We start from the raw sequence: 1179 nt of genomic DNA on the forward strand, positions 1-1179 counted from the left end.
GGGGCCGCGCCGCGGGCCGGCCCGCGCGCGGCCCCGGCGGCGGGCCCGCTTCCAGCTTGCAACCCCGCACCACCCGTACCCGAGGCGCGTCATGTCCGTTCTGATGATCGACAACTACGACAGCTTTACCTACAACCTCGTGCAGTATCTGCAGACGCTCGGCAGCGAGGTGCGGGTGATCCGCAACGACGAGCTGTCGGTGGACGAGATCGAGCGGATGGCGCCGCAGCGCATCGTGATCTCGCCCGGCCCGTGCACGCCCGACCAGGCCGGCGTGTCGCTCGAAGTCATCCGCCGCCTCGGCGCGCACACCCCGATCCTCGGCGTGTGCCTGGGCCACCAGAGCCTGGGCCAGGCCTACGGCGGCCAGGTGATCCGGGCCAAGCGGATCATGCACGGCAAGACCTCGCCGATCCGCCACGAAGGTCGCGGCGTGTTCGCCGGTTTGCCCGACGGCTACGAAGCCACCCGCTATCACTCGCTGGTGGTCGAGCGCGACAGCCTGCCCGACAGCCTGGAGGTCACCGCCTGGACCGAATACGAGGACGGTGGCTTCGAGGAAATCATGGGCCTGCGCCATCGCGAGCATCCGGTCGAAGGCGTGCAGTTCCATCCCGAATCGATCAAGACCGAGCACGGCCATGCCTTGCTGCGCAATTTCCTGCAGCGCTGAGCGGGCGAGCGGGATGAGGGAAATGAACAACCCAATCGCAGAGCCGCGGGAGCGATGGCGAGGGTGACCGCGTTGCGGCCCCGCCCCTGCGTTCGCGCGACTCGCCATTCCCTCATTCCCCGACTCAAGACGCCATGCCCCTGACTCCGCAAGAAGCGCTCCAGCGCACCATCGAACACCGCGAAATCTTCCACGACGAAATGGTCGCGCTGATGCGCACGATCATGCGCGGGGAAGTCTCGCCGACCATGACCGCGGCCATCCTCACCGGTCTGCGGGTGAAGAAGGAGACCGTCGGCGAAATCGCCGGCGCGGCGACCGTGTTGCGGGAATTCGCGCGGCCGGTAACGGTCGCCGACAGAACCCATCTGGTCGACATCGTGGGTACCGGCGGCGACGGCGCGCACACCTTCAACATCTCCACCGCGAGCATGTTCGTAGTCGCTGCGGCCGGGGCCAAGGTGGCCAAGCACGGCAACCGCAGCGTCTCGTCCAAGTCCGGCAGC

General features: G+C 67.9%; 1 protein-coding gene and 2 pseudogenes. All 3 read left to right on the forward strand.

What is annotated here, in order from left to right; translation table 11 throughout:
- The first annotated feature begins 91 nt into the window (after window positions 1-91).
- On the forward strand, window positions 92-673 hold the full coding sequence (locus tag AB0D94_RS37885; protein ID WP_074862318.1) for an aminodeoxychorismate/anthranilate synthase component II: 582 nt from the start codon (window positions 92-94) through the stop codon (window positions 671-673).
- Window positions 674-807: 134 nt separating this feature from the next.
- A pseudogene (locus tag AB0D94_RS37890) lies at window positions 808-999 on the forward strand (hypothetical protein); the annotation flags it as partial.
- Between the two features lie 45 nt (window positions 1000-1044).
- Window positions 1045-1179, forward strand: a pseudogene (gene trpD / locus AB0D94_RS37895) (anthranilate phosphoribosyltransferase); the annotation flags it as partial.

It is taken from the genome of Streptomyces sp. NPDC048255 (assembly GCF_040652415.1).
Classification (GTDB): Bacteria; Actinomycetota; Actinomycetes; order Streptomycetales; family Streptomycetaceae; genus Streptomyces.